The sequence below is a fragment of the Anaerolineales bacterium genome, assembly GCA_030583885.1.
GTDB lineage: Bacteria > Chloroflexota > Anaerolineae > Anaerolineales > Villigracilaceae > Villigracilis.
Map to the genome: position 1 here is coordinate 867,321 of CP129480.1, position 26,573 is coordinate 893,893.

A 26,573-nucleotide genomic window follows, 5' to 3' on the forward strand; every position below is an offset into this window, starting at 1 on the left:
GCTACTCCAAGATGCCCTTTTGCACGGGTAGTTATCATGTCAACGATTAACAAATTTGTAAACAGGATGGCCCAAGGGTACTCTTTGGAGGAAAATTATGGTCTGCCGCCGGGTGGACCGGGGATGTCTTTGGGAGGTCCACCGCCGGGCGGGGTTACTGGAGCAGGGATATTTTCCGGCGGGCCGCCAGTTGGATTTTCAACCGGGCTGGGGACGCCGGCCGGCGGTGTAACAGTTGGGGCAGGGATATTTTCCGGCGGGAGGCCGGCCGGCGGGGTCACGAATGGGGCGGGGAGGTTTGTCCCAAACATATCCCGCACAACCTCCTGCCCGCTGCGCGAAGCAAGGATGGCTTGTTCAATGGCAGGTTTTGCTTCGTTCGGGGCGATCTCAAGTTGAAATGTCAGGTTTTTGGTGTGGAGTCGAAATGAACTCTCAAGTTGAATTGCGAGTTGGGCAGCCTGTTCGGGATCTTTCTGTTCAATAACCGCCAGAGTATCTGTGGCAAGAGAAACCCTCCCGGCGAGCAGAGACGCGGCCAGCGGCAGGTCATCATTCCTCTCCAGGGCAATCAAGGCTTGTATTTCTTCGACCCGCCTTTGAATAAATTCGACCGCCAGCAATGTCTTTTCGGCATCGTTGGATACGAGTAGATGAACATCTTCAATGGATAACTTGACCGGATACAAGGCATCTCCAGGAAGAGTGCCTTTGGATGCATGCACTGTTCCGCCGCCGAGCAGGGAAACAAACAAAACAAGGACGATTGCCCAGAACATGGCATATTTTCTTGAAAGTTTTTGGATGGGGACTCGTTTTGAATCACGAAGCGGTTGCCCGCCCAGAGGCCGATGCCCCCCATCAAGGCGCCTCAGCAAACGTGCGCGGCTGGATAGCTGAAAACTCGGGCGCGGTGCAAAGTTGGCGCGTTCCCGGATGGAGACGATGGTCTCTAAAAGGCTTTCGAGTTCGTCGCGATGCGCGGGATAACGATTAAGGCATTCCTCCACGGTCTGTTCCCCGCGTTCAATGGCCTCAAGGCAGGATGCCAGAGTATCAGCAAATGTTTCTTTCTTCATTCTTTCTCCAGCAGTTGCCGTAGTTTTTGTAACGCCCGAAGTTGCAGCACGCGAACATATCCTTCCTGGATGCCCATGACCTGCGCCGTTTCGGTATGGTTCAAGCCATTGACGAAACGGCAGATGATCACCTGCTGCAGGTTCGCATCCAGTGATTGAATGGCGGCGGCAAGATGTTGATGGTCATCCCGCATCTGGGACTGGTGCTCGGGGGACGGATGGTCGTCATGCAGTTGGGCCGCAGGCGGGCCATCGTCAGGCTTGCGGGTGCGGTGATAATCCACAACGATATTATGTGCGATGCGATAAAGCCAGGCACGCAAATTTACATGGTCGGATCCGAAGCGCGGCAAAGCCTCCCAGGCTTTGAGGAACACCGTTTCGGTCAAATCCTCCGCGTCCAAGCGGCTTGCCACGCGGTAGAAAATATAACGTTGAATCTCATCCAAATGGCGCTCATACAGGTCGCCGAAGGCTTCCTTGTCGCCCTGAATGGCGCGTGCAAGAAGCGTCTGATCGGACAGGTCTGTTTTTTTGAGTTCATCATCCGGGTTCATGATATAAGACGAAAATCAAGGAGTTTTGTTACAACTTCTGTTCCGTGATGCCGATTGGCAAGGCAGAGGGCTCACACCCCTTGTCCAGCCTGTTAAACATCCCTTCGGGAGATGAAGTAGTTTATCGCCAGCACAACGATTCCCCCCAAGACGCCAATCAGATGATATGGCAGAAAGTTCATCAATTCAACGGATGCCCGGGAAAAAACCTTCAGATAAAAGTAGGGTGCCCAAACCAGGACTCCAAGAAAGATCAAGACATGTCCGATAACCCACAAGCGACTCTTTTTTGGGGACAATGCGCCCATCTCCCTGCGGGAAATCGAACGCAGATGCGACCCGCCGACCACGCCAAGCAGATGAAACGGCAAATACCAAAGCAGGGCCGGCTTTTCTCCTGCTATTCGTAAAACAATAAACGGCAGCCATGTCAGCACGCCTAGCAGGATCAATACATTTCCAAGGCGATACCGTATCAAAGCTGCGTTGTGAACCTTCCCATCCGTTACCATGTGCGAAAAGCCTCCGTCACTGCCTCAAGGGTTTTTTCGATAATTGTATCAGTGTGCATGATCGAAATAAACCCCGCTTCGAATTGTGACGGTGCAAGGTACACGCCATTCGCCAACATCTTCTGGAAGAATTTTCCAAACTGGACTTTATCCGCCACCTTGACCGTGCTCCAACCTACAGGCTTGGTTTCGCTAAAGAAGGTTGTGAACATCGTGCCGACCCTCGTCTGTTGGATGGGAATTCCAGCCTGTTTTGCCGCAGAGGCTACACCCGCCTCCAGCCTAGCCGCAGCCTGCTCCAGTTTCCCCCAACATTCCTCACCCCGAATCAGACTCAACGCCGCGATTCCCGCGCTCATGGCCAGCGGATTCCCCGACAGCGTCCCCGCTTGATACATCGGACCCGCAGGCGCGACCAGCTGCATGATCTCTTTCCTCCCGCCATATGCACCAACGGGCAGCCCCCCGCCGATGACCTTGCCCAACGTGGTCAGGTCTGGTTTGATGTTGTAGAGACTCTGTGCCCCGCCTTTGTGGACGCGGAAGCCTGTCATCACTTCATCGAAGATCAAGACCGCTCCGTATTCGGTAGTTAATTTCCGCAAGCCTTCGAGAAATCCTTCAACAGGCGGGACAACACCCATATTCCCAGCGACAGGCTCAACGATGAGCCCCGCAATTTGGTCGGGATACTTTTTAAACAAAGCTTCAACGGATTCCGAATCGTTGAATTGTGCGACAAGTGTATCTGAGGCGACCGCGCTCGGCACTCCAGGCGAGTCAGGCAAGCCTAACGTTGCCACGCCCGAGCCCGCCTGTACCAACAGCATGTCCGCGTGACCGTGGTAACAACCATCGAATTTGATGATCTTCTCGCGTTTGGTATACGCGCGGGCAAGTCTCAACGCAGACATGGTCGCTTCCGTGCCCGAATTGACGAAACGGATCATCTCGATGTTCGGCATGAACTCCATGATGCTCTTCGCCAGATCAATTTCCAACGGGCTCGGCGCGCCGTAGGATGTTCCCATCAGTGCGGCTTCCTGGATGGCTTTCACCACATCGGGATGCGCATGTCCCGTGATGAGCGGACCCCATGAGAGGACGTAATCAATGTAGCGGTTGCCATCCACATCATAGAGATATGAACCTTCACCGCGTTCGATGAAGAGTGGCTGTCCGCCCACTGCGCGGAAGGCGCGCACAGGCGAGTTCACGCCGCCAGGAAATAGGGTTTGTGCTTCGTGAAATAAAGAAATGGATTTATCGATTTTCATTACTATCCTGCCTTTAGCTTGAAGGTTGTAACGTTTCAACGTTTGAACGTGAAAATTTGAGAACGCGTTCTACAGCCACTTCACCCGAATGAATGCAATCAGGGATACCGATGCCGCGATAGCCATTGCCAGCCAAAGCTAGACCAGGATGTTTTTCGAGTGCGGCGTCAATGCGTTTGAGAATTTCGGGATGACCCAGATTGTATTGCGGCATGGCTTTAGCCCACAGGAAGACGCGGGAGAGAAGCGGTTCGGCGGTAATGCCCAAAGTCAATTTCATTTCTTCTTTGGATAATTCCAACAAATCATTTTCATTCCAGGGGATGTCTTGTCCTGCCCGCCCGACAAATACTCGGATCAATGCATATCCTTCAGGCGCGCGGTGCGGGAATTTGGTGGATGTCCATGTGCAGGCGAGAGCTTTGCGTCCTTCGCGGCGCGGGATGACGTAGCCGTAACCGTCGAGATCACGGGGAACATCGCTCAGGCGGTAGGCGATGGAGACGGTGGCGGTCGAGGCGTAGGGAATGCTTTCAAGGGCAGAGGCAAGTTCGGGGTCGAAAGAGGCGAGCAGTCGTCCGCTGACATAGGCGGGAGTGGCGAGGATGAGTCCGTCAGCGTCAAGTGTTTCGGTGTCCAGTGTCACGTGCCATGTCTCAACGTTTGAACGTTTTAACGTTTGAACGTTGGTGTTCAGGCGTAAATCTACGTGATGCGATTGAAGGTGCGCTACAAGGGCTTCGACGATTTCCGCCAGCCCGGTTGTGGGCGTGAGAAACGCGGAGCGCGAACCCTGCACGGCTTTGCCGTTGGATTTTTTGCGCATTTCAAGCGCGCCGCGGGCGAGGCTGCCATATTTAGTTTCGAGATCGCGCAGATAAGGAAAGGTGGATGCCAGCGAAAGTTGATCGCCATCACCCGCGTAAATGCCAGACATGAGCGGCTCGATGAGATTCTCGTACGCCTCACGCCCCAACCGACGACTGACAAATGAGCCGAGTGATTCATCGCCACTTGCCCCAGTCTTATCGGGGTTGACATTTTTTGCTGGTAGCAGAAAATCGAACCCCATACGCGTTTTGCCAAACCATGAAATGAGACGCGAACGCAGAATGGATGGCACATCTGAGGGAATCATCATGGCAAGACCTTCAGGCAACGGCAACAAACGCCCTTTGTTGAGAACATAAGTGTTCTTTTGGTTTTGATTCGTGCCATGCAACCGCTCGCCAAGACCGAGTTCCCTGCACAGCGCCACGCCCCAGGGTTTGCTGGCGAGAAAGGTGTCGGGTCCGCCTTCGATGATGAATTGACCATCATCGAAAGCAACGCGATCCGTGATGATCTTGCCACCCCAGTGTGAAGCAGATTCGATCAGGGTGATATGTGTATCGGGAATTTTTTTCTGTGCGTAATAGGCAGCAGAAAGACCTGCGATCCCGCCGCCGATGACAATGATTCGATTCATAACCAACCTGCTTCTTTTACCTTCTCACGAATTGAGTCAGCCAGCCCTGCGATCATTTCGGGTGCCGTGTTGAGCATTTCGATGCGTTCGAGATGAATGCCAAGCGACCTGGCAAGATTTTGATAGACAATGTCAATGTCGTACAGAATTTCAACGTGTTCGCAGACGAACCCAATGGGACAAAGCAGAATATGCTTTTTACCTTTCGCCACAAGGCTTTCAATCACTTCACCCGCATCGGGTCCGAGCCAGGGAATGGTGGAGATGGCGGCAGATTGGAATGCGAACTCATGCGGTTGGGAGCCGAGTTTTTCCATCACTGCCGAGACGGTTTCACGCAATTGCGCGGGATATGGATCGTTCCATTCCAGAATCTTCTCGGGCAGGCTGTGCGCAGTGAAAATGACGGGAATGTCCGCGCGGATTTCTTCGGGGAAGCGTTGAAGCGCAGCACGCACACGATTTGCAAGCGTATGGATATACCCCGCTTCCAAATGCCAATTCTCGATACGGGATATGGCTATGGGCGAGTTGGCTTCTTCGAGCCGCTGGTAATACGCGCCGATGCTCATGCGCGAATAATGCGGAGCCATCACCACGCCGACCGCTTTTTCGATTCCCTGTGCCTGCATCTCTGCCAGCGCATCCTTGATGAAGGGATGCCAGTGACGCATCCCCACATAGACTTTGAATTCATTCCCATTCGAATTCAAAGCAGATTCGAGCGCATCTGCCTGCGCCTGAGTTTGCTCCAGAATGGGGGAGCGTCCACCGATCTCGCGGTAGCGTTCGCGTACTTCATGGATGATCTCCTGCGAAGTGGGGCGATAGCCGCGGACATCCAGGAGGTATGGCTCGACATCCTCCAGTTTGTCGGGACCTCCATATGCCATTACCAATAATCCGATCATAGATGAGGAGCCTTCCATTTCCTGATGATTTCTTCAAAGGGCGGTTTGATTTTGTTTGCGTTGAAAGGAAACCAGCCCAACTCCGCGCGGACGGCTTGTTCCTTGAGTTCGGTCGAGCCCCAGACGAAGGTTGCGCCCAGTACGCCAACGACAACAGACAACCAATCCGATGAAATGAAGAGGGATGCAAACACGATCAGGAAACCCAGACCCATCATGTAGGGCCACCATAGGTAGCCCAAGTATCGTTCACCGCGGATGACAAGCGGAAACCCCAGTCCGATGATAAGCAGGGTCGCCATACCAATGATCAATCCAAAAGTGTTCATGGTGTTCGCTGTCCAGTGATCTGTGAGCCCGTTGGTTCGCGATCGAGCAGGTCAACCGTCGTGGCTGAGGGATGTTCTTTGAGAATTCGGGCATGGCGCGGGTTGTTCGGATTGGCGGAGGCATGTCCATGTTTGACGCGGTTTTGCTGCCGTGTGAATTCAAGCGCATCCCACAGAAGAGTGATACCTGTGATGCCGAAGGCAGTCTTCAACAACAGGTTGTCCACGATCAATGAGAGATATTCCAGCGAAATACCAAGAGCAATCGCCGTCACCGTTGGAACCCAAATCGTCCGTGAGGAAGCTTCGATCTTACGGACAGCCACATGACCGATCCAAATGCTCAGAAAAGCGGTGGCGGCAGCGAGGAGACCAATCCAATTCATCCGACCTCCGCCTTCTCAGAAGAAAATTCATGCACCATATCCACAACCGCTTTGACACTATCCACGGGCGTGTGTTGCAGGATGCCGTGTCCGAGATTGAAGATGTGACCAGGTCTGCCGTTTGCACGACGTAATACATCATGCACGCGCGCTTTGAGTTCAGGGAGAGGCGCGAAGAGCGCGATGGGGTCAAGATTCCCTTGCACGGCAACATCGTCTCCGAGCAACGACCAGCCGTCGTCAAGCGGGATGCGCCAGTCGAGTCCGATCACATCACCGCCCGCGCGTTTCATCAACGGCAGGAGCGTCGTCGTGTTCGTCCCAAAATGGATGACAGGCACGTTCATCGCCTGCGCGGCTTTGAGCAACTTTTGCGAATACGGCAGCACGAAGGTTTCGTAATCCGATGGGCTGAGCGCGCCGACCCACGAGTCAAAGACTTGCACTGCCTGCGCTCCCGCGCGGATTTGCGCCGTCAGATAATCGCTGAACACATCTGCGAGTTTATCCATCAACGCATGAAAAACTTCAGGCGCGGAATACATCATCGTTTTGGTCTTGAGAAATTCACGCGACGACCCGCCTTCGATGATGTAGGACGCAACCGTGAACGGCGCGCCGCAAAAGCCGATGAGCGGAGTATCCGTGAGTTCCCTGCGCAGGATGCGGATCGCCTCCATGACGTAGCCCAAGTCTGTTTCTGCATCGACAGGTTTCAACGCTCTGACATCGTCCATCGTGCGGACAGGATTCTGCAAGACGGGACCTTCGCCCTTGGCAAACTCCAAGCCGACGCCGAGCGGAATAGCGGGCAGCAAAATATCGGCAAAGAGAATCGCCGCATCCACCCCAAAAGCGCGGACGGGTTGAAGCGTCACTTCAGCGGCGAGTTCGGGTTGATAGCAAATTTCGAGCAGGGAATATTTCTCGCGAATGGCGCGGTATTCGGGCATGTAACGTCCCGCCTGACGCATGAACCAGACAGGTGTCGTGTCAACGGGTTTGCGCTGACAGGCTTGTAGAAAACGGCTGTTCATTTCCATAAGGCAAGAGTCTCTTCGGCGGGGTGATAGATAGCGGTGTGCAAGGGAGTGTCGCGTAACGTGTAGCGGCGCGCTTCGGTGTCGCGCAATTCGTTGACCAGGTCGGAGAAGCGGGTCAGGTCATCGGTTTCATAGACCACGACAAATTCCTGATTCTGCAAACCAAAGGAATAAAGCAGCAACTGGCTGATGTCTTCGTATTGCTTTCCGATGCGGATGTGTTCGTTCATCATGCCCTGGCGCGCCTCGCGGCTCATCAAGTACCATTCGGTCGTTTTGGAGAACGGATAAATAATCAAGTACGGCTTGTGCTCATCAGAGAACGGATCGATCTCCTGTTTGGAGCGCGCCTTTGAATATTGCGATGGGCGCGTAAAGCCCCAAAGGGAGTCTCTTTGTTCAATCAGATGGCGATAGGGAGCCAAAGCCTTTGCAAATTTTTCAAAAAAGGTGGCGGCATCTTGATTGTCCTTTACGGTTAAGGCAGACCAGACAATCAGGTCTACGTCATGTTCGGTGCCTTGAAACAGGTCCACTTTTTGGGCGGACGCGCGCAAGGCAGCCAGCCAGTTCTTGTGGAAGTTCGCACGTTCGTCTGCAGTCAGCGACCAATAAGCATCCTTGAAGGAAAATAATGAGTAATGGTTGAACGTGCGTTGAAGTTGTTCGGTGGTGTCCGTGGTCATTTACGCTCCTTGTGGAATATATACGCAGGCTGGGTCGGATTCAAGATAATCGCCCGTCACACCATACGCGCGTCCGCGCTGACCGCCGCACACGTCGCGGTACTCGCAGATTCCACAGCGTCCTTTGATCTTGTCGGGAGTGCGCAGGTCGGTGAATAGCTGTGAGTTGCGGTACACATCGATCACATCATCCGTGCGGACGTTACCTGCCGTGAGCGGCAGGAAGCCAGAGGGTTGAATATCACCCACGTGGGAGATGAACAGGAAACCGTTTCCGTCATTGACGCCGCGCGTCGGGCGATTGAGTCCATCTGCATATTGAAAGCCAGCGCCCTGAAAAGTGACGGGATTATCACCGCCCTGTTCTGCGCGTTTACGCTCGATTGCCACACGGCGATACATCGGGGCAGCCGTGGATTTAATGTCAAATGGCGCAGTCTTGGAAAGGTCATACAGCCAATTGAAGGTACGTTCGTGTTCTTCGGCGGAGATCATATTTTTGACTTGGGCACGACCCGTCGGCACAAGGAAGAACAGCGACCATTGCACCGCGCCGACTTCCTGCAAGAACGGAACCATTTCATCCAGAATGTCCACGTTGTGTTTGGCAACGGTGGTATTAACCTGCACGCTCACCCCAATGGACTGGGCACGGTGCAAAATATCCATCGTGCGCTGCCACGAACCTTTGACCTGCCGAAACTCATCGTGGATCTCGGGGCGCGGCGCATCAAGCGAAAGGGCAATACGGCGAATGCCCGCATCGCGCACTTTCTCAAGCCGTGCGGTTGTCGGCAGGGCGGTGGCGGTTGGGGTCAATGAACAACGCAGACCTTTTTGCGTAGCATACGCGATCAGTTCGTGCAGGTCTCTGCGCATCATCGGATCGCCGCCCGTGAAGATCAAAATCGGGGAACCAAAATCTGCCAGACGGTCGATGAGGCGCAGCGCTTCTTCCGTATTCAACTCGTTCGGGTCGGGCGTGTGCATCGCATCTGCGCGGCAATGGACACAGGCATACGCGCAGGCACGCGTCACTTCCCAGGCGATGGTGAAGGGCGCCATATTGAAATCGGCATGTACCATGCGTTCGTTGTGCATCGTTCGTTCAGATGCGGCGCGGGGAGTTAGGTTTTCTGTTGACATGATAGTTTCCTTTTTATTTCAACCATTTCGCCGCATCAACGGCATGATAAGTAATAATTACATCCGCGCCTGCGCGTTTGATGGATGTGAGCGTTTCGAGTGTGACCTTCGCTTCGTCCACCCAGCCATTAGCGGCAGCGGCTTTGATCATCGAATACTCGCCACTGACGTTGTATGCCGCCATCGGCAGTTCAGGGAAGGCGTCCTTCACCATACGAATGACATCGAGATATGCCAATGCAGGTTTCACCATCAACATGTCCGCGCCTTCTTCCACATCCAAGGCGGCTTCGCGCAAGGCTTCGCGCACATTGGCTGGATCCATCTGGTGAGATTTCCTGTCACCAAACTTTGGCGCGCCTTCCGCCGCATCGCGGAACGGTCCATAAAATGACGATGCGTATTTCACCGCATACGACAAGATCGGCAGGCTCTCATATCCGGCGCCATCCAATCCTTCACGAATCGATGCGACCATGCCATCCATCATGCCCGATGGCGCAACCATGTCCGCGCCGCATTGCGCGTGTGAGATCGCCACCTTCGCCAGCACATCCAGCGTCGGGTCGTTCAGCACGTATCCCTCAGGTAGACCAGTATGAAAATGTTCGCCCGTATTCAAAATGCCGCAATGCCCATGATTGGTGTACTCACACAAACAAACATCGGTGACAACAACCATCTCAGGGATTTCTTTTTTAATGGCGCGAATAGCCTGCTGGACAATTCCATCCTCCGCAAAATTCTCCAGCCCAATCGGATCCTTCTCTTTGGGAATTCCAAATAGGATGACAGCGCTCACACCCGACTTTGCGGCTGATTCAGCTTCCCGAACCGCTTCCTCTACTGACAGTTGATACACGCCAGGCATCGAACTGATGGCAGTTCGTCCCGTCCCATGCCGCACAAAAAGGGGATAGATGAAATCGTGTGCGTTAAGTTCCGTCTCTCGCACCATCGCACGGAGGGCGGGTGTGGTGCGCAGTCTGCGCGGACGAACCAATTTGCGATGTACGATTGACGATTGACGATTTTCAAGTTCAATCAGAGTCATGATTTCTCCGTATGTGTAATCGCTTCGATCAACCCATCGGTTGTGTATTCTTTCGCAACAACAAGTTTGACCAACCCTTCCTCTTTTGCAGCTTGTTCGGTGATGGGACCAATGCAGGCGAATAACGGATTGTTTGGAAGGTTCAATGGATCGAGTCCGTTTTGTTTGCAGATGGCAACGAAATTTTGAACAGTGGATGGGCTGGTCAGGGTCACAACATCCACACCTGATTTCAACACAGCGATTCCTTCGGGAGCAGGTTCCGTGGGCAAGGTTTTATAAACTGCAATCTCGTGAGCGATTCCGCCAGCATCCGCAATCGCTTCGGGCAAGGCTTTACGGGCAATCTCAGCGCGCGGGAGCAAGACCCACTTGCCTTGCAAATCTCCCAAGCCAGGCAGGATCGCCTCCGCTACATATTCCTCAGGGACAAAATCGGGCATCACACCGCGCACTCGCAGGGCTTCGGCAGTTTTCGGTCCGATGGCGGCGACTTTCGTGCCCTCACCCTGCCCTCTCCCGAAGGGAGAGGGGACTCCCTTCTCCTTCGGGAGAAGGGCTGGGGATGAGGGAGAAAAAAACACCTCAACCGCATTCACCGATGTAAAAACCACCCACTCATAGCAATTCAATTTCTCGAGTGCGCGTTCCAGTGCGAGGTTATTTCCAATCGGCTGAATTTCAATGACGGGAAAAGAGATCGGTTCGAAGCCTACAGAACGCAGTTTTTCTGCGAATTCATCGGCTTGAGCGCGGGGGCGTGTGATGAGGATTTTCATAGTAATTAGTAATCAGTTATCAGTGGGCAGTGATCAGTTTTAGGATTTCGTTTGCGCCTTGTTGAATCGCTTTTTGCGCGAGTTCGTTTCCAAGTTCAAGCGCGTCGCTTCCTTCGCCTGTGACTTTGACAACCTTCTTCCCATCTTCCGAAATCACCAACCCCACAAGACTGATGACTGATGACCCTTCGACTTCGCTCAGGGCAGGCTGTTCACTGGTCACTGCGTAAGCCGCCACAGGCACGGCACATCCGCCGCCAAGTCCGCTGAGGAAGGCACGTTCAGCCGCGACCGCTTTTCGCGAGGACACGTCTTCAAGTATGGAGAGCAGTTCAAGCGTAGTTGTATCGTCTGCACGGCATTGGACTGCGAGCGCGCCCTGTCCAGGTGCAGGGAGCATCACATCCAGCGAGAGCCATTCGGTCACGTGTGAGTCCAAACTGAGGCGGGTCAACCCTGCGCCCGCAAGGATGATGGCATCGTATTGACCGTCCAGGGCTTTGCGCAGGCGGGTATCCACGTTGCCGCGCAGGGACACGGTCTTAATGTCTGGGCGGAGGGAAAGGATCTGGGCGGCGCGGCGCAGGCTCGAGGTCCCGATGGAAGCGTTTGTTGGAAGAGTCGCAAGGGTGTAATCATCGCGTGAGATCAGCGCGTCACGCACTTCCGCGCGGACGGGGATACATCCAACGGTTAATCCAGCAGGATTTTCAACGGGCAGATCCTTGAGCGAATGAACTGCGCAGTGGACATTGCCATTGAGGAGTTCAGATTCGAGTTCCTGCGTAAAGACTCCCTTGCCGCCGATTTCGGGCAACGGCTTGTCGAGAATTTTGTCACCCTGCGTGGTGATGACCTTTTCTTCACATACAAGATTGGGATGAATATTTTGCAGGGCGTTGATCACCCATTGGGTTTGCCAGCGGGCGAGTTTTGAAGGGCGGGTGGCAAAAATGAGCTTCATGGTTGTCAGTCAGTAGCAGAGATGGGGCAGGCTTGACCCGAAAAACCGCACAAGCCTTCGCTTTGCAAACCGAACAAGGTGCGGGCGACGGCGGCATATTCGGGCGCATGTGGACAGGACGCTTCGGCGCGCAGACGGTTGGTGGGCGCGTGCAAAATTTGTTTGACCAGCGCCTGGGTCATGGCTTCGATGCGGGCGCGTTCGGCATCGGTCAGGTCGGGCAGGCGGCGCAAGGTTTTTTCGAGCATCTCCTTGCGGATGGTTTCAGCCTGTTGGCGAATATCGGAGATGATGGGGATCATTTCCAGTGATTTCATGTATTCTTCAAATTCTTTGATCTCTTCATCGAGAATGGATTTCACCTGCGGCACTTCTGCCATGCGTTCGGCAAGCGCGCCTTCCAGTTTTTCATTCAGGTGATCAATGTCAAAGAGTTTGACGTGCGGAATGTTTGCCGCGTCGGGGTCGATGTCGCGCGGCACGGCGATGTCGATCAGCACCAACGGACGGTGTGCGCGTGTGAGCATCGCTTCGCTGATCATGCGTTCGGTTAGAATCAGATGCGGCGCGCCTGTAGAGGAGATCAGAATATCGGCAGATACCAGTGCAGAATCAAGATTTTCAAAGGTTGTGATTTCAGCCCCCCAGTGGTCTGCAATCGTATGAGCGCGTTCCAAAGTACGGTTGATAACCAGGATGCGGTTCGCACCGCGCTTGCGCAAGGCTTCCACTGCCAATTCCGCCATTTCGCCCGCGCCGAGGATGACCACTTGTGCTTCGGCAATCGGATGAACGACTCGCTCTGCCAACGATGCGGCAAGCGACGACACGGAAGCAGGGTTGCGGCTGATGTCCGTTTCGGTGCGGGCGCGCTTCCCTGCATGGATGGCGGATTGGAACAAGCGATTCAACACGGGACCCGCCATGTTCTGTCCGCGTGCGAGCTCCAGTGCGCGGACGATTTGTCCAAGTATTTGAGGTTCGCCGATGACGAGTGAGTCAAGCCCTGCGGCAACCTCAAAGAGATGGCGAGCGACATCGAGATTCTCGTAGCGGTAGGAATGAGTGCGAAACTGTTTCGCAGGCACACCGCAGGCGTCCGACAAAAAAGCCTCCAGTTCGGCAATTGCCATATGACTGGAGGTGGCGTAGAGTTCGGTACGGTTACAGGTGGAGATGATGACCAATTCCGCGATGGATGCGGCGAGATGTCCGCATGCAAGGCGGGATAATGCGGAACGGATCGCATCTTCGCTGAGCGAGAATTGCTCACGAAGTTCAATGGGTGTGGTGTTGTGATTGAGACCGAGGCAGTAGATATGCATTGACCAACCGCTTTTGAGAGTATGTTCATATACTTTATTGTCAAAGGACGGCATGCGCCAGATAGATTTACAATGTTTTTCTTTAGCATTGAATTAAGTTGTTTGAATTATTTAATCCCATGCTTATTTTGGAGTGCCTGGTTTTATAGATTTATGCTGTTTGTCGTACATTGCCCGATGGATGTCATTTGGACGCTATATTCGTTTTATGCGGCTGCCTTCTTGTCGGGTGCGGCTCAACCGTGAAAACTCTTCGGTCCGCACGCGGGTATTTTATGCGGCAAGGGCGGCATGGTGCACGTTGGCGCGGCGCATCACAACACGCTGGATGAGATTGCGAGATTGGGTGAGGCGTTGGCAAAGATTGCAGGATAACCGAACCAACTTCAGGTCAGGAGAGGTGCGAAAATCGTCTCTCCCTTTTTATTTAAATCTTCAATGCGGTTGAACATGCTTTGCAATGAAATTAAGAAGGGATTTCAAACAGTCATCTGGATTTATTGCAATGGGGGTCTGTATCCTCCACGCCACTGAACGGGACAAAGATCGTCCCAATCACAGTTCAGAGGAGATTGCAAATCATGTTCCAAACTACAATCCCTCTCAACCCTAACCTGACTCAGGATGAACGCCTTGCCATCATCCGTAAAGCGTACAACGAAGGCCGCTCCCAAATGACGCTGATGCTCGCGCACAAGTTGCGGGTCTCCGAAGTGGAGAGTGTGCATGCACTCGAAGGTGACGCCGCCCGCGAATTGGATTTCTCGCGTTGGGAGGAGATCATCCGCGGCTGGGAACTGGCCTCCGTGTTTGCCTTCCGCAAGCCGAGCCACCTAGACGGGCACGAATCGCTCAGCTTCCAATTCTTCGATAAACGCGGCAGCGCGGCGTTCAAAGTCTTCCTCAATTTCGGCGGACATGACCCCTCTACGGAAATTGTACAGGCGTATAACAACCTGATCGAATGCTTCACGGTCTGAAGATTTCCACAGAACCTGCTCACAATTCTCTAGTAAAATTCTATGTAAATCTACATTGACCAATATGTCCATAAAAGTAAAATTTCACCAATAACGGCAAGGGTGTCAGTAGCGCCCTTGCGCCGTTTAAGAAAAACATACGTCATTGCTTTGCCGGCCCGCTGGCTGCAATGACGGGAGAACCCATGTTCCTAAAACGCCTTCAACTTGCCCTCATCCATACCGCGGTCGCCATGACCCTCGTCCCCATCAACAGCACGCTCAACCGCGTGATGATCTTCGACCTCGAGTTTTCCAAAACCCTCTTCACGCTCCTCGCTGTTTTTCCCTATCTGCTTTCCCCCATCCAGGTTGCCATCGGTTCGTTTTCTGATCGGCACCCCATTTTTGGATATCGCCGTTCACCGTATATTCTGGCTGGTCTTATCCTGTGTGTGATTGGCGTCGCCGTCTCACCGCAGGTAGCCATCCTCATCAGTGACAACTTCACCCTCGGCATCATTGCCGGCATCCTCGCCTTTGGCGCGTGGGGGATGGGGTACAACCTCTCCGCGGTCTGCTACCTCTCGCTTGCCTCCGAACTCTCCGGCGAAAAGGGACGCGGCAAAACGATCGCCACCATGTTCACGGTCATGGTCATCGGGATGATCGCGACGGGCATCACCCTCAGCCGCCTCGTGACGACCTTTGACCTTGTGGCTCTTGAACGCGCCTTCATCATCATTGCCGCTTCAGCCCTGACTCTGGGTTTGATCGGCCTCTTCAAGCTGGAGCCACGCTTCGATCATTCCGCCCCAGCCTCCGGCGCGGACACGTACACCGTCAAACAGATGATCTCCGCCATCACGGAGAATCCCGTAGCGAAGATCTTCTTCGTTTATCTGCTGTTGCTGCTCGCCGCCATCCTTGGGCAGGACGTCCTGCTCGAACCCTTCGGTGCCCAAGCCTTCGGCATGACCCTCGAACAGACGTCGCGCATCGTGTCCATCAGCAGTACCTTTACTCTACTCGCCTTTATCGTGGCGGGTTTCCTTGACGGGCGCGTGAAGAAGAAATATGCTGCCCAAGCGGGCAATCTTGGCGCGCTGTTCGGATTTGTAATGATCGTCATCAGCGGTTTGACCACCAGCCTGACCACCTTCTACGTTGGCATCACCCTGTTGGGATTTGGCACGGGCATCTCCACCATCGCCAATCTCTCCCTCATGTTCGACCTGACCGTCCCTGAAAAGGTTGGTTTGTATATCGGCGCATGGGGCTTCTCAAACGGACTCTCGCGCCTCATAGGCTTGCTCATGGCGGGCGTGGTGGCGGATACGGCAACGCATCTCACAGGGAATGCGTTGAGCGGGTACCTCATTGTATTTGGCATGGAAGCATTGATGTTATTAATTGCCGCCATTCTACTCACGCGGATTGATGTCACCGCGTTCAGGAAGAAGGTGGATGAACCGACCTTTGCCGACAAGATGGCCATGGTGGCGGATTAACCCTTTCGGAGTTGCGGGGCAGGCTCCACGCTGACGGTTTGCCGTCGGACTGCAGAGAGAAAATATGACCGACGAATGGCTTTCCTTAAGTGACGCAGCAGAAATACTGGGCGTGCATCCCAGCACAGTCAGGCTATGGTCGGATAAGGGGGTGTTGCCCGTGCATAAAACCCAGGGCGGACATCGCCGCTATAAGCGCAGTGAAATCTCCCTCTGGGCGGAATCAAGCCAGGGGTCCCGCGAGATCAAGCCTGAAAAGATGATGCAGGAAGTCATTCGCAATGTGCGCATGCAAATTTCGGAGGGAAGCCTCGAGGCGGAATCCTGGTATCAAAAATTGGATGAGGAGGCGCGCGCGCAATACCGCATCGGTGCGCGTTCGTTATTTCATGGATTGATGAATTACGTCTCGGCCAATGATGAGGAAGCCGCATCCGAGGCCTATGCGATCGGTTATGAATATGCCTCGCGCGCAAGGCGCTACAGTCTGAGTTACGTGGACGCGGCAAAGGCGTTTTTATTCTTCCGCGATTCGCTGATCGTGTCGGTGATCAAGGTGTATGGAGATGCGAACGTGCCGGCTTCCCAAACTTCGCGAATGTATTCGAAGATGCACACCTTTACAGACGGGATCCTGATCAGCCTTTTGCAGACCTATGAATCGTTGGGGAATGCCAGCCGTTGAGGCTGGCATTTTAGTTTGACCGGCCGCATACTAAAAACAGGCGCAAGCGGATCTATCCGCTTGCGCCATCATTCCGGCTGGTTTATACTTGCGCGCATGTCAATCCCTGAAAAGATCGGGCGTTATGTCATAAAATCTGAACTGGGCCGCGGGGGCATGGCGACGGTCTATCGCGGTTTCGACCCAAGTTTTGACCGCGAAGTTGCGATCAAGGTTTTGCCGCGTGAAATGCTGCATGACCCGCAGTTCCGTTCCCGCTTTGAGCGCGAGATCAAGATGGTCGCCGCGTTGGAACATCCTTCGATTGTGCCGGTGTATGATGTCGGGGAGGAGGACGGGCAGCCGTATTTTGTCATGCGCTACATGACCGGCGGTTCCCTTTCCGATGGGATTGCAAAGGGAAATTTTTCAATACAGGATACTGCCGGCATCATCGAAAAAATTGCAAAGGGACTCGCCTATTCCCATAGAAAGGGCATTGTCCACCGCGACCTCAAGCCTGATAACATCCTCTTCGATGAAAATGGCGAGCCGTTCATCTCGGATTTTGGCATTGCCAAATTGACGGAGGCAGGCGGCGGGTTGACCGGAAGCGGCGTCATCGGCACACCCGCCTATATGAGTCCCGAACAGGCGCAGGGGAATGAAATAGACAGCCGCAGCGACGTCTATGGGTTGGGTGTGATCGTCTATCAGATGTTGAGCGGGCAGCAGCCGTACAGTGCCGATACGCCGATGGGTGTGGTGGTGAAGCACATCACCGAACCCGTGCCGGAGATTTTGAAATTGGTGCCCGATCTTCCGGAAGAGGTACATGACCTGATCAAAACCGCCATGGCGAAGGATAAGTCCAGGCGATACGAAACGACCATAGACCTTGCAAAGGCCCTGAACCTGATCGCCTTTGGCAAGGAGGGCAATCTGACCTTCAGTACGAACAGCTCCGCGAAAACCCGCCTGGGTAATGCCGCGCCATCCACCCGCGGCAGAATGGGATGGGTTGTTACCGGCCTTGTTCTCGTTTTTGCCGTGACCGCTTTCCTCCTTTTGCGAGATCAACTGTTTGCACCCGGCCAGCCCGCCGCCACCGTCCCGCCTGAAAGCCCCACATGGACCACGGTTCCAACGATTCAGGAGGCTGGATCCGCCTCGGCGTCTTTCGCCCCGTTCTGTTCGGAGGGGATTGAAATCCACTCAGCGTTTGCCAGGGAGACCAACAGCATCTGTACCAGGAAACTCCCCTATTCCTATGTCTCCGTTCAGGAGGGTGCTGTCGTGGAAGCCCTTCACCCCGACGGATCGTGCAGGTTGGAAGCGACCAGCGATGGAAGACAAACCTATTCCTGCACAGGCACACCCTTTCTCGTCATGGATGTAAAGGTCTGCAGCCCGCCTGTCCTCTCCGATGATGATCTCAACAAATGCCCATCCGATGCGACCTTTAACTCCGAGGCGCAGTGTTGTGTCGCCGTCCCGCCCGGGGATGCAGGCTGTACCGTTTTGGAGATCAAGCTGAAGGGTTGTCAATAAAAACCATCGGGCGCCGAAGCGCCCGATGTTCCTTTCATCCAATGGGGTGATAGAATAACCCAATGGGTACACTGTATCTTGTCGCAACACCGATTGGAAACCTGGAAGACATGAACCCGCGCGGCGTGCGGATCCTGCGTGAGGTCGTTCTGATCGCCGCCGAAGATACCCGCCACACCGGAAAACTTCTCAAACACTTCGATATCCAAACTCCCCAGACCAGTTATTACGAACACAACAAATTACACAAACTCGATTTCATCCTCGAAAAACTTTCGACGGGTGACGTGGCGCTCGTCTCCGATGCAGGGGCTCCCGCGATTAATGACCCTGGCTATGAACTTGTCAAAGCCGCCCTCGCCTCCGGCTTCGACGTTGTGCCTGTTCCCGGTCCTTCGGCTCCCATCGCCGCCCTGACCGTTTCCGGCCTGCCCACCGATTCCTTTTTATACCTTGGTTATCTCCCCCATAAATCAAGCGAACGCCGCAAACATGTAGGGCAGGTTTGTAACCTGCCCTATACTTTAATTTTCCTCGAATCTCCCCACCGCCTCGTGGATTCGCTCGAAGGCCTGCTCGCCATTCTCGGTGACCGCCGCATCTGCATTGCCCGCGAAATGACGAAGATGTACGAAGAATACTGGCGCGGCCAAATCAGCGGCGCGATCGAGTATTTCAAATCAAAAGAGCCGAGAGGTGAATTCACTTTGGTTGTGGAAGGACCAAAGACCAAAGACCGTGGACGGTGGACAGAGGATGAATTGTTGAAGGCCATCAAGAAGGAAATGAAGGCGGGCAAGTCTGCAAAGGAGATCTCCGCTAAATTGGCGGAGGCAAGCGGCTGGAATAAAAAGGAAGTGTATGGTTTGGTCAATCAAATTAAGTAAATGGAGACTCGCATGGCAGAAGACACAAAAAAAAACGAAGAAAAGAAGGAAAAAGAAGAAAAGCCAGTCCCAAAAGATAACATCGTCACCACCAAACATTCCGTGCGGATCGGCGGTAAAACGATCAAATACACCGTCGCCACCGGGACGATGGTGCTGAAGGAGGAGGTCAACGACAAGGAAAAGGATACCGAAATCGAAAAACCGCGCGCGCAGATCTTCTTCACCGCCTATACCATGGACGGCGTAAAGGATAAATCCAAACGCCCGATCACGTTTTCCTTCAATGGAGGGCCCGGGTCCTCCTCCGTATGGCTGCATCTCGGCGTACTTGGTCCGCGTCGTGTGGTGCTCACCGAAGATGGCGAGTTGCCTCCGCCCCCCTTCAAACTGACCGATAACCAATACTCCATCCTCGATGACACCGACCTCGTATTCATCGACCCGATGAGCACGGGCTTCAGCCGTCCCGTGGAAGGCGAGAAATCCAAAGAGTGGCACACCTTCACAAAGGACATTGCCTCGGTGGGTGATTTCATCCGCCTGTATACCACGCGCTACAACCGCTGGCTCTCACCCAAATTCCTCGCGGGTGAATCCTACGGAACCACACGCTCGGCAGGACTCTCCGGTTATTTGCAGGACCGTCACGGCATGCTGCTGAACGGACTGATCCTCATCTCCGCCGTACTCGATTTCACCACCATAGACTTCAATTTCAACAACGACCTGCCTTACATTCTCTTCCTGCCTGCCTATGCGGCGACCGCCTGGTATCACGACAAGTTGAGTTTCAAAGCGTCCCTGCAGACCGTGTTAAAAGAAGCGGAGGAATTCGCGCTGGGTGAGTATGCCTCCGCCCTGCTCAAGGGCGCAGCGCTCACGCCCGAGGAACGCGCCAGTGTGGTTGAAAAACTTTCACGCTACACGGGCATCTCGCAGGAATTCATCCAGCGCAGTGACCTGCGCATCCTCGACCGCCATTATTTCAAGGAACTCCTGCGCGAGCGCGGCAAAACCGTCGGTCGTTTGGACAGCCGTTACACGGGCATTGACCGTATCGGCGTCACTGAAACCTATGAGTACGATCCGTTGTTCGCCCAGGTCTCAGGTCCGTACACAGCGGCGTTCAACGATTACATCCGCACCGAACTCAAATTCGAGACCGACCTGCCGTATGAGATCCTCAGCGAAAAAGTCTGGATGAACTGGTCGTACAGTTATTTCCAGAATCAATATGTCAACGTCGCTGAAACCCTGCGCCGCGCCATGCACTTCAATAAATATCTCAAGGTCTTTGTCGCCAACGGATATTTCGATCTCGGCACGCCCTACTTCGCCACCGAATACACCTTCGACCATCTTGGCCTGGATGCCTCGCTGCGCGGGAACATCCGCATGTCCTATTACGATGCAGGCCACATGATGTATGTGCACATGCCCTCGCTCAAAGCCATGAAGAAGGACATGACGAAATTCATCAAGGATGCAAGTTGATGAACCTGGATGACCTCGCCCTCTTCAAACAACTCGACACCCAACATATGCTTGCCCATATTGACGGTTTGCCGGGTCAATTGCAAACCGCATGGGAATTGGGACAGAGTCTGCCTCTCCCCGCTTTCACGGATATACAAAACATTATCATCGCCGGGATGGGAGACTCCGCGCTTCCTGCCGACCTCATCACTGCTTCTGTTTCCTCGAGCATTCGCCTCCCCGTGACCACCCACCGCGGATACGGCATCCCCGCGTTCGCACAGGGCGCGCGGACATTGGCGGTCTGTGTCTCGCACTCCGGGGACGACGAAGAGACCCTCGACTCATTCGATGCCGTATTCAGGAACGGATGCAGTTTACTGGCCATCACCAGCGGCGGAGAAATGGCGAAATATGCCGAAGCAAGGAACGTTCCCATTTGGAAATATGATTTCAACGGCAAAGCCAACGCCGCAATTGCATATCCGTTTGGCTTGTTATTGGCGTTGTTCACCCGTCTCGATCTTATCCCCGACCCCGCCGCGGACGTAGCCGAAGCGGTCGCGATGATGAAACGCTCCCAACAGCACATTACCGCGGACGTGCTCGCCGCGAAGAATCCCGCCAAGCGATACGCTGGTCAATTGGTCGGGCGCTGGGTGACGTTCGTTGGCACGCAAAATCTGGAGCCTGTGGCGCGGCGCTGGAAGACGCAGGTCAATCAAATGGCGAAAGCGGGCGCGAATTTCGAGGTCATCCCCGAAGCCACGCACAACACATTGCTTGCCACGCTCAACCCGAATCCCACGCTTAATGCGCACACGATGACCCTGTTCATGCGTGCACCCAGCGACCATCTGCGGAACAAATTGCGCTCCGATGCGATGCGCCAGGCCTTCATGCTCGAAGCCCTCAACACGGATGTGATCGACGCGCGCGGCGAGTCCATAATTGCCCACTTGTGGACGTTGATCATTTTTGGCGATTACATGGCATATTATCTTGCCATGGCATACGGCGCAGACCCGTCGGAGGAGCATGCATTATTGAGTTTTAAAGATATGTTGGCAAGGGGTTGATTTTTAAATATGGAGTCAGCCAGCTTGCTGGCGTATTCCACGGGAGCAAGCTGGCTGACTCCATAATTGCTTTATTTCTTCGGGGGGAGTTTGTTTCCAGCGCCTTGTTTGGTCACTTCCACCCACAATGAACTGGCGAGTTCAAAGCCGATGAGATGATCGTGCTTTTGCAATTTCAGCCGCAGTGGACCTTTGAATGGCGCACAGCTAAATAGATGAAACGGTGTGCCCGGCACAAGCCCAAGTTCACCAATGTAGTTTAATTTTTCAAAATCATGCGTGCGGACGCGGCTGATGACACAATCGGATTCAGATGGCACATCGATCAGCGGCATATCCACCACGCGGGGCATCACGCCGTCCTTCGAGGGGATCGGCTCGCCGTGCGGACAGCGGGTGGGGTAGCCCGCGAGTTCGTCCATGCGGTCTTCGATCTCGTCGTTGATGCCCTTCTCGAAGGTGTCTGCCAGTTCATGGGCGGTCGCCCAGTCATATTTCATCACTTTGACGAGGAAGACTTCCGTCAGGCGGTGGCGGCGCAGGGACGGCATGGCGATCTGTTCGCCTTCCGGGGTGAGCATTACGCCGCGATACGGTTCGTGCGCGAGGTAGCCGCTTTTTTGCAGGCGTTTGACCATGCTGGCAGTCGCCTGCGCGGATGCTTCGACGTGTGAACTTAAAAGCGAAAGCGGGACCTGTTGATGGTCGTGTTGTAACCGATAGATCTCAGCGGCATAGCGCTGCATGGCGGGGCTGACGTTCATGCGGGGGGTAAATCTCCGAAAATTTTCAATCAGGTTGAAACCTGTTCTCAATGCAATATAGATAAATTTTAATACAAATATCTAGATTATTCAGGTGGCGGTCATTATACTACGCCCTATCAGACGAAAGAGACAATATTTGTCTATTCAAAATTACCTTTAAGGAGACCCATTCGATGCAACACTTCAGTAAAAAACTAATTGGTTTATTGTTCGTTTTGGCGCTGTTGGTCAGCGCGTGCGGCGGCGGGACAGCCGTCCCTGGGGAAAATGCTCCCGCAGTAGAATCAAATTCACCCGTAGAAAATGAGGCGGGCGTTTCGGGCAATCTGGTCATCTATTCGGGACGTTCCGAGTCGCTCATCCAGCCCGTCCTGGATGCGTTCCAGGCGAAGTATCCGAATGTGAAAATTTTGCTCAAGTCGGGCAGTAACAGCGAGCTGGCAAATGCGCTGATTGAGGAGCAGGCGAACCCGCAGGCGGATGTGTTTGTGACGACAGAGATCTTTACCATTCAGAGCTTGTACCAGCAAGGACTGTTCGCCTCGTACCGCCCTGTGGGCGCGGACCTGCTGCCTGCGGAATTTATCGGACCCGAGGACAGCTGGGTGGGACTGACCCGCCGCGCGCGCGTTATCATGTACAATACGGAACTCGTGGGCGCGGATGAAGCGCCGCAGTCCATCTTTGACCTGACCGACCCCAAGTGGCAGGGTCAGATCGCTGCGGCTGGTTCGACCAACGGCGGTATGCAGGCACAGATCGCCGCGATGCGACAGTTGCTTGGCGATGAAGCCACGCAGGAATGGCTGACCGGCTTGATGGTGAACGAGGTGACCTTCTTCGGTGGTCATACGGATGTGCGCAAAGCCGTCGGCGCGGGCGAGTTCAAGATCGGTCTGGTCAATCACTACTATTACTACCTGCAACTCGCGGAAGGCAGCCCTGTTGGAATCGTCTTCCCCGACCAGGGCGAAGGACAGATCGGTTTGATCTGCAACGCCACCTCCGCCGCCATCGTGAATGGCGGAAAGAACGTCACCGCGGCGCAGGCATTTTTGGACTTCCTGATCTCGGAGGAAGGGCAGAAACTGTTCGCGGAAGGGAATTACGAATATCCGATGCTCGCTAGTGTGCCTCTGCGCGAAGGCGTGGAACCGCTGGAGAACTTCCGCCTGGCGGATGTGAACGTAGCCGAAGCCGCGCTTGACTTGAACGGCACATTGGATTTGATGGAAGCAATTGGTCTTCCCTAGAACCAATTGATCTTCACCGCAGAGGCGCGGAGAACGCAGAGAAAAAATATTACACTCCTCACCCTTTGCGTCTCTGCGGTGAAAAATATACAAATAACCACAGATGAACACAGATCAACACGGATAGTTCAATACACAATCCTATTCATCTGCGTTTATCTGTGGTGAATTAAGAGTAAATGCAGATACGCAACACGCTACCTCAACTTCGCCGACACTACCATATCAGCCCCCGGCTCCTGTTTGCTGCGGGGCTGGTGGCGTTGTTCGTGGCCATCCCGCTCGCGTATATATTCTTCCGTGCGACAACGGGCGGGGAGGAAGTCTGGCTGCGTCTTTTGCAAACCCGCATCTGGAAGTTGCTCGGGAACACACTACTTCTCGCCGCCACTGTCACCGGCGGCGCGACGCTCGTCGGCGTGACGATGTCCTTCCTCACCGAGCGCACCGACCTGCCCGGGCGCAAGGTCTTCCGCTGGATGCTGGCGATGCCGCTGGCGATTCCTGCCTACATCGGCGGCATCGTCCACCTGACGCTTCTTCGTCCACGCGGCGGCTTGATTCCGCAACTACTGGCGGAGTGGTTCGGTCAGCCGATCCCAACGCCCAGCCCGTTGGGGTTCGGCGGAGCGGCGTTCATTTTGACGTTGTTCATGTTCCCGTATGTCTATCTGCTCAGTGGCGCGGCGTTCCGCTCGTTGAATGCCTCGCTCGAAGAAGCCTCGCGCACGTTCGGACGCAGCAACTGGCAAACCTTGTGGGAAGTGACCCTGCCCGCCTTGCGCCCCGGCATCACAGCCGGCGCATTGCTCGTCGCGTTGGATGTTCTGGCTGAATATGGCACGGTGGCATTGCTTCGCTACGAAACTTTTTCGTCCGCGATTTTCGTGCAACTCTCCGGGCGGTATGACCGTTCCGCCGCGGCGGTGTTGAGCGGTGTGTTGATAGTGATCGCGGTCATGATTTTGTGGGGCGAACTCCGCTTGCAGGGACAGGCGCGCTACACCCAGATGGACAGTCAGTGGCGCCCCGCGCCGACCCTGCCGCTCAAGAAATGGAAAGTCCCCGCCTTCCTGCTCGTCTCGTTGGTCGTGTTTTCCAGTTTGCTGGTTCCCGTCATCGTCCTTGCGGCGTGGAGCGTGCAAGCCTTGCTCGACCCCGCCGCACTTGCCTCCATCATGCGTTCGGGGTCGCAGACCTTTGGCAATTACGCTTGGAACAGTTTATGGGCGTCCGCATTGGCGGCGGTGATCGCTGTTTTACTTTCGCTGCCTGTGGCCTTGCTTTCGGCGCGTTACCCGAATAAACTCACGCAAGCCATCTCGCGTTTTTGCCAGGTTGGCTATGCCATCCCCGGCGTGGTCATTGCGTTGAGTCTGGTCCTGCTCGTCAACCGTTATCTTCCATTCCTGTATGCCACGCCGCTGATCGTCGTCATGGCGTATGTCTTGCGCCATATGCCGCAGGCGGTCAGGGCAAGTGAATCCGCACTGAATCAACTGTCGCCTTCGATGGAAGAGGCCTCGCGTACGCTGGGCCGCACGTCCATCCAGACCATCTTCCAGGTCATCCTGCCGCTGATCGTGCCCGGCCTTCTGGCGGGCGCAGGGCTGGTCTTTTTAACCTCCCTCAAAGAATTGCCTGCTACATTATTGCTTCGTCCCGCGGGTTTCGATACGCTGGCTGTGCGCGTGTGGGTCTGGGCGTCCGAAGGCTTTTACATCCAGGCCGCACCCGCCGCGCTGTTGCTCGTGGTCGCCTCCGCCGCGCCGTTATACTTTTTACTCCGACGGGAACAGATCTTCCGATGAATGCATTAGAACTTCGCAACGTGACAAAACGATTCACATCCGCAGGAACGCCCGCAGTGGATGATATTTCCTTCACGCTTTCCAACGGCGAGATTCTTGCGCTGGTTGGTCCGAGTGGATGCGGCAAGACGACCACCCTGCGATTGATCGCGGGACTCGAGCGACCCGACAGTGGTTCGCTTCACATCAAGGGAGGGCTGGTTGCCGACGAAAGGCATTTCACTCCGCCCGAAAAACGCGGCGTAGGCATGGTTTTTCAGGACCACGCGCTCTTCCCGCATATGACTGTTTTTGAGAACGTCAAATTCGGCTTGAAGGGACAGCCCGCCGTACATGCGCGTGAGACAACTCTCAGCATATTAAAACTCGTCGGGTTGGAAAATTTTGGGGAGCGCTACCCGCATCAACTATCTGGAGGCGAGCGTCAGCGTGTCGCCCTGGCGCGGGCGTTGGCTCCTCGTCCCGTGCTCGTTCTAATGGATGAACCGTTCAGCAGCCTCGATGCGGACTTGCGCCACGAAGTCCGTGAGCAGGTGCGCGGCATTTTGAAGGCGATGTCTGCCACGGCGGTGTTTGTGACGCACGACCAGGAGGAGGCACTCTACATGGGTGACCGCCTCGCCGTCTTCCAAAGCGGGCGGATGGAGCAGGTAGGCGCGCCCGAAGAGATCTTCCACGACTCAGCCACGCGCTTTGTGGCGGAGTTCATGGGCGACAGCGACTTTTTGCCCGGCGTGGTGAAAGAGAACGGCATCGAAACCGAACTCGGTTTGATCCCCCAGAAAGTGAACCTGCCCATTGACTCAACCGTCGAGGTCGCCCTGCGCTCCGACGATGTGAACTTCGACCAGGCGAACCCTGCCAATGCGCTGGTGCTGGCGCGCTTCTTCCGCGGCGCGTATTATCAATATCGTTTGCGTTTATCGTCTGGGAAGTTGATCCACGCCTTCAAACCGCACACCAAGACCATCCCGCCCGGCACGTCCGTTCATGCCTACCTGAGCGCGGGTCACGAGTTGACGGTCTTTCAGAATGGGGTGTCGGTGGGGGAATAGATTATATTTACTACGTGAAAATACTCCATTAACTTGTTCGT

At 54.6% G+C, this 26,573-nt stretch carries 26 protein-coding genes; 10 read left to right on the plus strand and 16 right to left on the minus strand.

Annotated features, from left to right (window positions below; translation table 11 throughout):
• Positions 1–95: 95 nt before the first annotated feature.
• From QY332_04430 to hemA, 15 genes are all read right to left on the minus strand, one after another.
• Positions 96–1,079: a DUF5667 domain-containing protein gene (locus tag QY332_04430; GenBank protein ID WKZ37172.1), complete on the minus strand. Its 984-nt coding sequence runs from the start codon at positions 1,077–1,079 to the stop codon at positions 96–98.
• Positions 1,076–1,636 (minus strand): RNA polymerase sigma factor, encoded by a 561-nt coding sequence (locus tag QY332_04435; protein WKZ37173.1) that lies wholly within the window; start codon positions 1,634–1,636, stop codon positions 1,076–1,078. Before QY332_04435 ends, QY332_04430 begins: the two co-directional genes overlap by 4 nt.
• Positions 1,637–1,728: 92 nt before the next feature.
• Entirely contained in the window at positions 1,729–2,148 is a 420-nt protein-coding gene (locus tag QY332_04440; protein ID WKZ37174.1) for a hypothetical protein, read from the minus strand.
• Positions 2,142–3,425: a glutamate-1-semialdehyde 2,1-aminomutase gene (hemL, locus tag QY332_04445; protein ID WKZ37175.1), complete on the minus strand. Its 1,284-nt coding sequence runs from the start codon at positions 3,423–3,425 to the stop codon at positions 2,142–2,144. Before hemL ends, QY332_04440 begins: the two co-directional genes overlap by 7 nt.
• A gap of 13 nt (positions 3,426–3,438) precedes the next feature.
• Positions 3,439–4,893, minus strand: a complete 1,455-nt coding sequence (gene hemG / locus QY332_04450; protein ID WKZ37176.1) for a protoporphyrinogen oxidase — start codon at positions 4,891–4,893, stop codon at positions 3,439–3,441.
• Positions 4,890–5,804, minus strand: coding sequence for a ferrochelatase (hemH, locus tag QY332_04455; protein ID WKZ37177.1), 915 nt, complete (start codon positions 5,802–5,804; stop codon positions 4,890–4,892). The genes hemG and hemH overlap by 4 nt, the downstream gene beginning before the upstream one ends.
• A complete protein-coding gene (locus QY332_04460; protein ID WKZ37178.1) occupies positions 5,801–6,133 on the minus strand; it encodes a DUF4491 family protein in 333 nt (110 codons plus the stop codon). The genes hemH and QY332_04460 overlap by 4 nt, the downstream gene beginning before the upstream one ends.
• Positions 6,130–6,519: a DUF4491 family protein gene (locus QY332_04465; GenBank protein WKZ37179.1), complete on the minus strand. Its 390-nt coding sequence runs from the start codon at positions 6,517–6,519 to the stop codon at positions 6,130–6,132. Before QY332_04465 ends, QY332_04460 begins: the two co-directional genes overlap by 4 nt.
• Positions 6,516–7,562 carry a uroporphyrinogen decarboxylase gene (gene hemE, locus QY332_04470; protein WKZ37180.1) on the minus strand — a complete coding sequence of 349 codons (1,047 nt, stop codon included), beginning with the start codon at positions 7,560–7,562 and terminating at the stop codon, positions 6,516–6,518. The genes QY332_04465 and hemE overlap by 4 nt, the downstream gene beginning before the upstream one ends.
• A complete protein-coding gene (locus tag QY332_04475) occupies positions 7,553–8,248 on the minus strand; it encodes a chlorite dismutase family protein (GenBank protein WKZ37181.1) in 696 nt (231 codons plus the stop codon). The genes hemE and QY332_04475 overlap by 10 nt, the downstream gene beginning before the upstream one ends.
• Positions 8,249–9,394 carry a TIGR04053 family radical SAM/SPASM domain-containing protein gene (locus QY332_04480; protein ID WKZ37182.1) on the minus strand — a complete coding sequence of 382 codons (1,146 nt, stop codon included), beginning with the start codon at positions 9,392–9,394 and terminating at the stop codon, positions 8,249–8,251.
• 13 nt (positions 9,395–9,407) lie between these two features.
• The gene (gene hemB, locus QY332_04485; GenBank protein WKZ37183.1) at positions 9,408–10,448 is read right to left on the minus strand and encodes a porphobilinogen synthase; all 1,041 of its coding nucleotides are present in this window, start codon (positions 10,446–10,448) and stop codon (positions 9,408–9,410) included.
• A complete protein-coding gene (locus QY332_04490) occupies positions 10,445–11,227 on the minus strand; it encodes a uroporphyrinogen-III synthase (GenBank protein WKZ37184.1) in 783 nt (260 codons plus the stop codon). Before QY332_04490 ends, hemB begins: the two co-directional genes overlap by 4 nt.
• A gap of 19 nt (positions 11,228–11,246) precedes the next feature.
• Positions 11,247–12,191 (minus strand): hydroxymethylbilane synthase, encoded by a 945-nt coding sequence (gene hemC / locus QY332_04495; protein WKZ37185.1) that lies wholly within the window; start codon positions 12,189–12,191, stop codon positions 11,247–11,249.
• A gap of 5 nt (positions 12,192–12,196) precedes the next feature.
• On the minus strand, positions 12,197–13,516 hold the full coding sequence (gene hemA, locus QY332_04500) for a glutamyl-tRNA reductase (protein ID WKZ37186.1): 1,320 nt from the start codon (positions 13,514–13,516) through the stop codon (positions 12,197–12,199).
• A gap of 581 nt (positions 13,517–14,097) precedes the next feature.
• Between hemA and QY332_04505 the strand changes: the two genes are divergently transcribed.
• The 7 genes from QY332_04505 (at position 14,098) to QY332_04535 (ending at position 21,646) form a co-directional block, all read left to right on the plus strand.
• On the plus strand, positions 14,098–14,496 hold the full coding sequence (locus tag QY332_04505; protein ID WKZ37187.1) for a ChuX/HutX family heme-like substrate-binding protein: 399 nt from the start codon (positions 14,098–14,100) through the stop codon (positions 14,494–14,496).
• A gap of 185 nt (positions 14,497–14,681) precedes the next feature.
• Positions 14,682–15,986, plus strand: coding sequence for a BCD family MFS transporter (locus QY332_04510; GenBank protein ID WKZ37188.1), 1,305 nt, complete (start codon positions 14,682–14,684; stop codon positions 15,984–15,986).
• Positions 15,987–16,050: 64 nt separating this feature from the next.
• Positions 16,051–16,671 carry a helix-turn-helix domain-containing protein gene (locus tag QY332_04515; GenBank protein ID WKZ37189.1) on the plus strand — a complete coding sequence of 207 codons (621 nt, stop codon included), beginning with the start codon at positions 16,051–16,053 and terminating at the stop codon, positions 16,669–16,671.
• Between the two features lie 96 nt (positions 16,672–16,767).
• The gene (locus tag QY332_04520; protein WKZ37190.1) at positions 16,768–18,201 is read left to right on the plus strand and encodes a serine/threonine-protein kinase; all 1,434 of its coding nucleotides are present in this window, start codon (positions 16,768–16,770) and stop codon (positions 18,199–18,201) included.
• Between the two features lie 62 nt (positions 18,202–18,263).
• On the plus strand, positions 18,264–19,088 hold the full coding sequence (gene rsmI / locus QY332_04525) for a 16S rRNA (cytidine(1402)-2'-O)-methyltransferase (protein WKZ37191.1): 825 nt from the start codon (positions 18,264–18,266) through the stop codon (positions 19,086–19,088).
• 12 nt (positions 19,089–19,100) lie between these two features.
• Positions 19,101–20,585 (plus strand): hypothetical protein, encoded by a 1,485-nt coding sequence (locus QY332_04530; protein ID WKZ37192.1) that lies wholly within the window; start codon positions 19,101–19,103, stop codon positions 20,583–20,585.
• Positions 20,585–21,646 (plus strand): SIS domain-containing protein, encoded by a 1,062-nt coding sequence (locus QY332_04535; GenBank protein WKZ37193.1) that lies wholly within the window; start codon positions 20,585–20,587, stop codon positions 21,644–21,646. The genes QY332_04530 and QY332_04535 overlap by 1 nt, the downstream gene beginning before the upstream one ends.
• Positions 21,647–21,717: 71 nt before the next feature.
• Here QY332_04535 and QY332_04540 read toward each other — a convergent pair whose 3' ends face one another.
• Entirely contained in the window at positions 21,718–22,410 is a 693-nt protein-coding gene (locus QY332_04540; protein WKZ37194.1) for a metal-dependent transcriptional regulator, read from the minus strand.
• A gap of 176 nt (positions 22,411–22,586) precedes the next feature.
• Here QY332_04540 and QY332_04545 point away from each other — a divergent pair, with 176 nt between their 5' ends.
• From QY332_04545 to QY332_04555, 3 genes are all read left to right on the plus strand, one after another.
• Complete coding sequence (locus tag QY332_04545) at positions 22,587–23,666, plus strand: extracellular solute-binding protein (GenBank protein ID WKZ37195.1); 1,080 nt, start codon at positions 22,587–22,589, stop codon at positions 23,664–23,666.
• 179 nt (positions 23,667–23,845) lie between these two features.
• The gene (locus QY332_04550) at positions 23,846–25,477 is read left to right on the plus strand and encodes an iron ABC transporter permease (protein ID WKZ37196.1); all 1,632 of its coding nucleotides are present in this window, start codon (positions 23,846–23,848) and stop codon (positions 25,475–25,477) included.
• Positions 25,474–26,532 carry an ABC transporter ATP-binding protein gene (locus tag QY332_04555; protein WKZ37197.1) on the plus strand — a complete coding sequence of 353 codons (1,059 nt, stop codon included), beginning with the start codon at positions 25,474–25,476 and terminating at the stop codon, positions 26,530–26,532. Before QY332_04550 ends, QY332_04555 begins: the two co-directional genes overlap by 4 nt.
• Positions 26,533–26,573: the final 41 nt, after the last annotated feature.

Excerpts from the sequence above, each read along its gene's own strand:
- QY332_04430 (WKZ37172.1), bottom strand. The coding sequence starts at position 1,079 with ATGAAGAAAGAAACATTTGCTGATACTCTGGCATCCTGCCTTGAGGCC.
- QY332_04435 (WKZ37173.1), bottom strand. The coding sequence starts at position 1,636 with ATGAACCCGGATGATGAACTCAAAAAAACAGACCTGTCCGATCAGACG.
- QY332_04440 (WKZ37174.1), bottom strand. The coding sequence starts at position 2,148 with ATGGTAACGGATGGGAAGGTTCACAACGCAGCTTTGATACGGTATCGC.
- hemL (WKZ37175.1), bottom strand. The coding sequence starts at position 3,425 with ATGAAAATCGATAAATCCATTTCTTTATTTCACGAAGCACAAACCCTA.
- hemG (WKZ37176.1), bottom strand. The coding sequence starts at position 4,893 with ATGAATCGAATCATTGTCATCGGCGGCGGGATCGCAGGTCTTTCTGCT.
- hemH (WKZ37177.1), bottom strand. The coding sequence starts at position 5,804 with ATGATCGGATTATTGGTAATGGCATATGGAGGTCCCGACAAACTGGAG.
- QY332_04460 (WKZ37178.1), bottom strand. The coding sequence starts at position 6,133 with ATGAACACTTTTGGATTGATCATTGGTATGGCGACCCTGCTTATCATC.
- QY332_04465 (WKZ37179.1), bottom strand. The coding sequence starts at position 6,519 with ATGAATTGGATTGGTCTCCTCGCTGCCGCCACCGCTTTTCTGAGCATT.
- hemE (WKZ37180.1), bottom strand. The coding sequence starts at position 7,562 with ATGGAAATGAACAGCCGTTTTCTACAAGCCTGTCAGCGCAAACCCGTT.
- QY332_04475 (WKZ37181.1), bottom strand. The coding sequence starts at position 8,248 with ATGACCACGGACACCACCGAACAACTTCAACGCACGTTCAACCATTAC.
- QY332_04480 (WKZ37182.1), bottom strand. The coding sequence starts at position 9,394 with ATGTCAACAGAAAACCTAACTCCCCGCGCCGCATCTGAACGAACGATG.
- hemB (WKZ37183.1), bottom strand. The coding sequence starts at position 10,448 with ATGACTCTGATTGAACTTGAAAATCGTCAATCGTCAATCGTACATCGC.
- QY332_04490 (WKZ37184.1), bottom strand. The coding sequence starts at position 11,227 with ATGAAAATCCTCATCACACGCCCCCGCGCTCAAGCCGATGAATTCGCA.
- hemC (WKZ37185.1), bottom strand. The coding sequence starts at position 12,191 with ATGAAGCTCATTTTTGCCACCCGCCCTTCAAAACTCGCCCGCTGGCAA.
- hemA (WKZ37186.1), bottom strand. The coding sequence starts at position 13,516 with ATGCATATCTACTGCCTCGGTCTCAATCACAACACCACACCCATTGAA.
- QY332_04505 (WKZ37187.1), top strand. The coding sequence starts at position 14,098 with ATGTTCCAAACTACAATCCCTCTCAACCCTAACCTGACTCAGGATGAA.
- QY332_04510 (WKZ37188.1), top strand. The coding sequence starts at position 14,682 with ATGTTCCTAAAACGCCTTCAACTTGCCCTCATCCATACCGCGGTCGCC.
- QY332_04515 (WKZ37189.1), top strand. The coding sequence starts at position 16,051 with ATGACCGACGAATGGCTTTCCTTAAGTGACGCAGCAGAAATACTGGGC.
- QY332_04520 (WKZ37190.1), top strand. The coding sequence starts at position 16,768 with ATGTCAATCCCTGAAAAGATCGGGCGTTATGTCATAAAATCTGAACTG.
- rsmI (WKZ37191.1), top strand. The coding sequence starts at position 18,264 with ATGGGTACACTGTATCTTGTCGCAACACCGATTGGAAACCTGGAAGAC.
- QY332_04530 (WKZ37192.1), top strand. The coding sequence starts at position 19,101 with ATGGCAGAAGACACAAAAAAAAACGAAGAAAAGAAGGAAAAAGAAGAA.
- QY332_04535 (WKZ37193.1), top strand. The coding sequence starts at position 20,585 with ATGAACCTGGATGACCTCGCCCTCTTCAAACAACTCGACACCCAACAT.
- QY332_04540 (WKZ37194.1), bottom strand. The coding sequence starts at position 22,410 with ATGAACGTCAGCCCCGCCATGCAGCGCTATGCCGCTGAGATCTATCGG.
- QY332_04545 (WKZ37195.1), top strand. The coding sequence starts at position 22,587 with ATGCAACACTTCAGTAAAAAACTAATTGGTTTATTGTTCGTTTTGGCG.
- QY332_04550 (WKZ37196.1), top strand. The coding sequence starts at position 23,846 with ATGCAGATACGCAACACGCTACCTCAACTTCGCCGACACTACCATATC.
- QY332_04555 (WKZ37197.1), top strand. The coding sequence starts at position 25,474 with ATGAATGCATTAGAACTTCGCAACGTGACAAAACGATTCACATCCGCA.